This is a genomic window from Thiohalocapsa sp. (assembly GCF_019695415.1).
Lineage (GTDB): Bacteria > Pseudomonadota > Gammaproteobacteria > Chromatiales > Chromatiaceae > Thiohalocapsa.
The window spans coordinates 1-6,968 of the sequence record NZ_JAIFKJ010000460.1; the positions used below are offsets into that span (position 1 = coordinate 1).

At 65.1% G+C, this 6,968-nt stretch carries 7 protein-coding genes; all 7 read left to right on the plus strand.

What is annotated here, in order from left to right:
* Nucleotides 1-284 precede the first annotated feature (284 nt).
* Nucleotides 285-410, plus strand: a complete 126-nt coding sequence (locus tag I6U14_RS12870) for a polyhydroxyalkanoate synthesis regulator DNA-binding domain-containing protein (RefSeq protein WP_296899905.1) — start codon at nt 285-287, stop codon at nt 408-410.
* 348 nt (nt 411-758) lie between these two features.
* Nucleotides 759-2,336 carry a cyclic nucleotide-binding domain-containing protein gene (locus tag I6U14_RS12875; RefSeq protein WP_296899906.1) on the plus strand — a complete coding sequence of 526 codons (1,578 nt, stop codon included), beginning with the start codon at nt 759-761 and terminating at the stop codon, nt 2,334-2,336.
* Between the two features lie 189 nt (nt 2,337-2,525).
* On the plus strand, nt 2,526-3,299 hold the full coding sequence (gene fabI / locus I6U14_RS12880; protein ID WP_296899907.1) for an enoyl-ACP reductase FabI: 774 nt from the start codon (nt 2,526-2,528) through the stop codon (nt 3,297-3,299).
* Between the two features lie 61 nt (nt 3,300-3,360).
* The gene (locus I6U14_RS12885) at nt 3,361-4,143 is read left to right on the plus strand and encodes a 3-hydroxybutyrate dehydrogenase (RefSeq protein ID WP_296899908.1); all 783 of its coding nucleotides are present in this window, start codon (nt 3,361-3,363) and stop codon (nt 4,141-4,143) included.
* Between the two features lie 10 nt (nt 4,144-4,153).
* On the plus strand, nt 4,154-6,073 hold the full coding sequence (locus I6U14_RS12890; RefSeq protein WP_296899909.1) for an acyl CoA:acetate/3-ketoacid CoA transferase: 1,920 nt from the start codon (nt 4,154-4,156) through the stop codon (nt 6,071-6,073).
* A 340-nt stretch (nt 6,074-6,413) separates the two neighbouring features.
* Entirely contained in the window at nt 6,414-6,614 is a 201-nt protein-coding gene (locus tag I6U14_RS12895) for a hypothetical protein (protein ID WP_296899910.1), read from the plus strand.
* Nucleotides 6,611-6,934 (plus strand): hypothetical protein, encoded by a 324-nt coding sequence (locus tag I6U14_RS12900; RefSeq protein WP_296899911.1) that lies wholly within the window; start codon nt 6,611-6,613, stop codon nt 6,932-6,934. Before I6U14_RS12895 ends, I6U14_RS12900 begins: the two co-directional genes overlap by 4 nt.
* The last annotated feature ends 34 nt before the right edge of the window (nt 6,935-6,968 follow it).

A 6,968-nucleotide genomic window follows, 5' to 3' on the forward strand; every position in this document is an offset into this window, starting at 1 on the left:
GCCCTCAAGGGCGCTGTGCTCTGGGGTCTGACCGAAGGTCAGCCCATCGCCGAAGCAATGGGCTATATCCCCTTGCCCGAGGCGATGATCGAACTCGCCAAAGCCAAGGTCGCGGCGATTCGCTGAGTCACGACAAAACGACAAGTAGGCCGTGGCGGCGGCATGGGACCAGAGCGGCCCCGCGCGAGCGCGCGGCACCCGGAGTTGGTGTGTGCTGACTCAACTACGCCCCGCGTGGATAGATTGCTTCACGCTGCCGCAACGGGTAGCCGGTCGCCGCCGCCATGTCCACTGAGTACATCGTCAAGAAGTACCCGAACGGGCGTCTCTACGACACCGAGCTTCGGCATTACATCAGCATCTCTGATGTGCGCGATCTGGTGATGCGCGGCATCTCCGTACGGGTTTGAGCGGACGCTTTGCCAGCGCCTCAGCGGCGCGTCGCGCGTCGCTGGCAGCCCGATCTGGACAACAGGGAGTTCATCGCCCCGCATCCAGCCATGATCTTCGACTCCGTCGTCCTCTCGGCCCTGTTCTTCGGCCTGATCAGCGCCGCGACCCTGCCGCTGGGCGCTGCCGTCGGGGTGGTCTGGCGACCACCGGATCGCACGATGGCCGTGTTGCTGGCCTTCGGCGGCGGCGCGTTGCTCGCTGCGCTGACGATCGATCTCATTGCGCCTGGCGTGGACCGCGGGCACTTCACGGATCTTGCACTCGGCGCCCTACTCGGGGGCTTTCTGTTCAAGCTCCTTGACTGGTTGGTCAACCGCAAGGGCGGTTATCTGCGCAAGCCCTCCACCGCCATGACGTATTGGCGCGGTCAGGCACGCGAGCGACTCCATCGCATCCTCGTCGGCGTGCGCCGCACACAACCGATGGGAGCGCTCTCGCGAGCAGCGGAGGAGCAGCTGCTCTCGATCATGCTGATCCGCGACATCCCCGCGGGCGCCTGCCTGTATCGCGCCGATGACCCGGCACACAATCTCTACATCATCGAGGACGGCGAGGTCGAGCTGAGAGACCCGCAGCAGGGCGGCAAGGTGTTTGAGCGCCTGCGCAAGCACGATGCCTTCGGACGCATGAGCTTCGCCACTGGCCTCAGCCGCGCAACCGAGGCCTACACGGCCCGCGACACCCGCCTGCTGATCCTGCCGCGCGACGCCTTCATGGATCTGCTCGAAGACTCCGAGGAACTGCGCGCCTTGATGGCGGGGCGCATTGGAGGAGATGAGGTCGCGAGGTATTTGTGCGAGCGCCATGGCCTGAGTGCCGAGGAGGTCTCCGCCTGGCAGCAGCAGGCCCTGGCCAGCCTTGCAGCAACCGGCCATTACGACCCGCCGGTCCACAGCGAAACGGTGTCCGCGGACTTAGTCGGGCTTCTGGCGCATGAGCAGCGGCAGGGATTTTTCTCTGGCCTATCGGAGGAAGCGCTCGTTCGTGTCGCCGAGCGCCTGATTCACAAGACCGACCCGGAGGGCTACACGTTCTTCCATCGGGGGCAGCCGGCCGATCGCCTCTACCTGCTCCGCCAGGGGACGGTGTACCTGTTCGATCCGGAGGATCGCTCGCGTAAACCAACCGTGGTGCGGCCCGGTGACTCATTCGGCGCGTTCGCGTTCCTGACCGAGGGAACGCACTCGGTCACCGCCGTCGCCCACGAGCAAACGCAGGTCTCCGTGCTGCGTCATCGCGATTTCGAGGACCTGCTCGACGAGCGTTCTGAACTGCGCCGACATCTCAGCGAGTATCTGCGACGCAACCAGGTGGTGGACTACCTCACCGGACAGCATCGGCTCGATGCACGCAGGGCGGCGCAGTGGATCGACAACGCGACCAAGAGCATCGAGGGCGGCAAGGCTTTCCCCTCGCTGGCCGAAATGACCAAGCAGGTTGCCGGGCATGAAGGCGCTGCCATGGCCATGTTTCTCGGCATCCTGCTCGACGGCATCCCGGAGTCGTTTGTGATTGGGGCCAATGTCCTGGTGACCGGTGGGATCAGCCTTTCCCTGATCGGTGGTCTGCTGCTGGCTAACCTGCCGGAGGCACTCTCGAGCGCGGCAGGCATGAAGGAGCAAGGCATGCGCATCGGCAAAATCCTCTGGATGTGGACCAGCCTGATGCTCATCACCGGCATCGGGGCCGGCTTTGGGGCCCTGTTTCTCGAAGGTGCTCCCGACGCCGTCTTTGCGTGGATCGAAGGCATCGCCGCCGGCGCCATGCTGACAATGGTCGCCGAGACCATGCTACCCGAGGCCTTTCACAAGGGTGGCGGGGTGGTCGGCATCTCGACGCTGTCCGGCTTTCTGGCGGCGGTCTTCTTCAACACACTCGGCTAGCGTTCGGGGCGCCTCGGGGTAAGCTGGCATGCCTTCCCGCCTGCTCCCCCGCAGGCATGCCAGGGCTGACGCAGGCGCACCGGAGAAGCCTTCGCTCGTCGCTGTCATGAAGGTATCGCACAAGGGTCACTAGCCGGTCATTTGGGGTGCCTAAACTGTTTCATCCACACCAGCCGGTTGAGGACAACAATGCAAACGCCCTACCTTCCGCTCGCTGGCAAACGCGGCCTGATTCTCGGCGTCGCCAATGAGAACAGCATTGCCTGGGGCTGTGCCCAGCAAGCCCATCGGCAGGGGGCCAAGCTGGCACTCTCCTACCTCAACGACAAGGCCAAGACCTACGTCGCCCCGCTGGCCGAGCAGATCGAGGCGCCCCTGTTCCCGTGCGATGTGACGGTACCCGGCTCCCTGGAGGGCTTCGTCGAGCAGGGCGTCGCCAGTCTCGGCGGCCTCGACTTCGCGGTGCATGCCATCGCCTGGGCACCCGCCGATGATCTGCATGGCCGGGTCACGGACAGCAGCCGCGACGGCTTCAATCAGGCGATGGCCATTTCCTGCCACACCTTCGCCGAGCTGGGCAGGCTCTGCGAGCCGCACATGACCGAGGGCGGAACCCTGGTGACCATGACCTACCATGGCGCCAATGTGGCGATCCCGCACTACGGCATGATGGGGCCGGTCAAGGCCGCGCTTGAGGGCATGGTCCGCTACATGGCGCTGGAGCTGGGCCCGAAGAAGATCCGGGTGCATGCGGTATCGCCCGGGCCGATCATGACCCGCGCCGCTTCCGGCATCGCGAGCTTCGAGGACTTGCTGAACAAGGCCAAGGAGCGAGCGCCCCTGCAGCGCCTGGTCACCCAGGAGGAAGTGGGCGCGCTGACCGCCTTTCTGGTGGGCGCCGGCGGCGCCGGCATGACCGGGCAGACGCTGTTCGTCGACGGCGGCATGCACGCGGTCGGCTGACGCCCGTCGATCCTAAATCCCTCTCCCAAGTCCCTCTCTCTGCCATCCGGAGGTCGCGGCCATGCGCATGCGAGACAAGGTTGCCATCGTGACGGGTGCGGCCAGCGGCATCGGCCGCGGTATCGCGCTCGCCTTTGCCCGCGAGGGCGCCAGGGTCGCCATCGCGGACCTGAACCTGGAGGGCGCGGAGGCGGTCGCCGGCGAGATTCGCGACACCGGCGGCGAGGCCATCGGCGTCGCCATGGACGTAACCGACGAAGCGCAGGTCGAGGCCGGCGTCGAGCGCGTCGCGAGCGAGCTTGGGGGCGTCCACGTCCTCGTGAGCAACGCCGGTGTGCAGATGATCGGCCCGCTGCACGAAATGCCGTTCGCGACCTGGAAGAAGATGCTCGCGATCCACCTCGACGGCGCCTTCCTGACGACCAGCGCCTGCCTCAAGCGCATGTACGCCCAGAACGAGGGCGGCTCGATCATCTACATGGGCTCGGTGCACTCCAAGGTCGCAAGCCCCCTCAAGGCGCCGTACGTGACCGCCAAGCATGGCCTGCTCGGCTTGTGCCGGGTGGTGGCCAAGGAAGGCGCTGCCCACGGGGTGCGGGCCAACGTCGTCTGCCCCGGATTCGTGCGCACGCCGCTGGTGGACAAGCAGATCCCGGAGCAGGCCGAGGAGCTCGGCATCAGCGAGGAAGCCGTCGTCAAGACCATGATGCTCAAGGATACGGTCGACGGCGAGTTCACAACCATCGACGACGTCGCCGAGGCGACCCTTTTCCTCGCCGCACACCCGAGCAATGCCCTGACGGGCCAGTCGCTCATCGTCAGCCACGGCTGGTGCATGGAGTAAGGAGCAGCACATGCAAAGCAAGATCGTTTCCGCCGACGAAGCCGTCCGCCTGGTGCACGACGGCGACACCCTGGTGTTCTCGGGCTTCGGTGTCGTGGGGGTGCCCGACGAACTGGGTGTCGCCCTCGAGCAGCGCTTCCTCGAGACCGGTGCACCACGTGACCTCACCCTGTTCTTCGGCGGTGGGCCCGGTGACGGCCAGGACAAGGGCGCCAATCGCCTCGCGCACGAGGGGCTTATCAAGCGCGCGATCGGCGGCCACTGGGGGCTGGTGCCGAAGATCGGCGAGCTGGCCCTCGCCGACAAGATCGAGGCCTACAACCTGCCGCTCGGCGTGATTTCCCATCTGTACCGTGACATCGCGGCCGGTCTCCCGGGCAACCTGTCGCCCGTTGGGCTGGGAACCTTCGTCGATCCGCGTCTGGAAGGTGGTAAGGTCAATCATCGCACCGAGGAGGATCTGGTCGAGCTCACCGAGCTCGACGGGCGTGAGTTGTTGTTCTTCAAGGCGCCGAAGCCCAATGTCGCCTTCATCCGGGGCACCACGGCGGATGGCGACGGCAACCTCGCGCTCAACCGCGAGGCACTGACTCAGGATACGCTCGCCATCGCGATGGCCACCAAGAACGCCGGTGGCCTTGTGATCGCGCAGGTGGAGTACGTCACGGAAACCGGCGCCCTGCTGCCGCGCCAGGTGCAGGTGCCGGGCATCTTGGTGGATTGCGTGGTCGTGGCCACGCCGGAGCATCACTGGCAGACCTATGGCACGCAGTATTCGCCCGCGCTCTCTGGAGAGATGCGGGTGCCGCTCGATGCCCTGCCGCCGATGCCGCTCGACGCACGCAAGGTGATCGCACGCCGCGCGGCCTTCGAGCTGATGCCGAACGCCGTCGTCAACCTCGGCATCGGCATGCCGGAAGGTGTGGCCAACATTGCGGCCGAGGAGCATCTCCTGCCGTATATGACACTCACCGCCGAGCCGGGGATCGTCGGCGGGGTCCCCGGCAGCGGCCTGAACTTCGGCACGTCGGTGAATGCGTCCGCGCAGCTCGACATGAACCAACAGTTCGATTTCTACGACGGCGGGGGGCTCGACCTCGCGGTGCTCGGTCTCGCTGAGTGCGACGCGCGGGGCAATATCAACGTCAGTCGCTTCGGGACCAAGCTCGCCGGCGCGGGTGGCTTCATCAACATCACCCAGAACAGCCGGATCGTCATCTTCGTCGGGACCTTCATGGCCGGCGGACTGAAGGTCGAGGTCGCCGATGGGCAGCTGAAGATCCTCAACGAGGGCAAGTATCGCAAATTCGTCGAGAAGATCGACCAGGTGACCTTCAGTGGCGAATATGCAGCGCAGAACGGCAAACGGGTGATCTACGTCACCGAGCGCTGCGTGCTGGCGCTGACCCCGGAGGGCCTGGAACTGACCGAGGTCGCCCCCGGCATCGACATCGAGCGGGATATCCTCCCCTACATGGCGTTTCGGCCGATCATGCGCGATCCACAGCCCATGGATGAGCGCATCTTCCGCCCGGAGCCCATGGGCCTGAAGGCATCGCTGCTGGCGATCTCGCTGCTTGATCGGATCTCCTATGACGCCGAGCGCAATCTGCTCTTCCTCAACTTCCAGGCGCTGAAGCTCCGCACCCCGAAAGACGCACAGGACGTGCAGGACGCCGTGGAGCGCCGGTGTCAGGAGATCGGCAGAAAAGTCGACGTGATCGTCAACTATGACGGCTTCGAGGTCAGCGAGCCGGCGCTGGACGCCTATGCCCAGGTCGTCGAGCACATGGTTACGCACTACTACGGCAAGATCACCCGCTACACCACCAGTGCCTTCCTGCGCGACAAGCTCGGCGCCGCAATTCAGGACCGTGGCTTAGCACCACACATCTTTGAGACGCGCGCCGAGGCGGAAACGGCACTTTAGCGCGAAGGGCCAAGGCGTCAACTCACCGGGTTTTCCAGCCTGTTTCGAACGTCGGACCGATCCACTGGGCTGGCAAACCGACAGTTCGGTTCATCCAGAGGGCGCCCAGCAGTCCCATCGCGGAAGCGCGCAGTGGCATTGCCGGCTGTGCGATAGGGACGAATGCTCGCCTGCAAGAGGCGCTGCAACGGGCGCATGACCGAACGACCGGCTGTTCATCGCCGGCGCTGCAGGTCGTCACCCCCTGCACCCCACTCATCGAATCGGCATTGCACATTCACGCTATCGTAACCCCCGATCTTTATCGTGGCGCCATGGTTTCTGATTCGGACCCAACGCTATGAGCGCCATTCAAGAGCATCACGTCAGTACGTTGGCCCATCGTATTGGGCTGCGCCTGGTGCAGCCGCCTACGCAGAGTGGTTTGGCCCTGTACCGCTTGGTTGAGCCGTCGAGCATGCAGCCGATCTATCCGGCAGGTGGTCCCGACGGCGCACCATTGGCGGACCTTGAAGACTGGTTGCAATTCCCGTGGGAATGAGCCGTAACCGCGGCCCATCTGCCGAGGCAGAGTCAGAGCTGCTGATCGAACGGGTGGTCTTGGCGCTGGCGACGGAGTTCACCCAGCGCCAGTTACCGCACGCGCTCGCCATTCAAGCGGAGGTGTCGGATGGTCATGCGCTGAACGCCGAGGACGTCGCGTCCCTGACGGATATGCTGGACAGTCTGGCGTCAGCGAGCGCGTTATTCGATCAGCATCCCGATCTCGAGGCCCTGTATCGGTGCGCTGCCGCGCTCTACGACGAGATCATGACCGAAGCCTTCGTTGCGACGTCCCCGAAAGCAGCAGTGGCGGGGTAGTCTCAAACCGGACCAACGTCTATCGGCGCGCGCC